The 249-nt window shown below is 43.4% G+C and carries 1 protein-coding gene; it reads right to left on the bottom strand.

What is annotated here, in order from left to right:
• The coding region (locus R2R70_RS22065) for an ATP-binding cassette domain-containing protein (protein ID WP_410979207.1) at positions 1-226 on the bottom strand (226 nt) is incomplete at its 3' end.
• Between the last annotated feature and the right edge of the window lie 23 nt (positions 227-249).

The following is a 249-nucleotide window of genomic DNA, read 5'->3' on the forward strand; positions in this document are numbered from 1 at the left end:
GTGGCAGATAGCCAACTTTGGTACCTGCTTGCGCGCGTGCTTCACCACTAAACTCAGTATCCACACCTGCCATGATACGGAGCAAGGTTGATTTACCTGAACCGTTAATACCCAAAACACCAATTTTGGCACCAGGAAAAAACGATAGGTTGATATTTTTTAGGATTTCACGCTTAGGGGGAACAAGTTTTGACACGTTGTTCATCGTGTAAATATATTGAGCCATTAACACTCCGATAGACTGCATAG

It is taken from the genome of Cobetia sp. SIMBA_158, from assembly GCF_046566945.1.
Taxonomy (GTDB): Bacteria; Pseudomonadota; Gammaproteobacteria; order Pseudomonadales; family Halomonadaceae; genus Cobetia; species Cobetia amphilecti.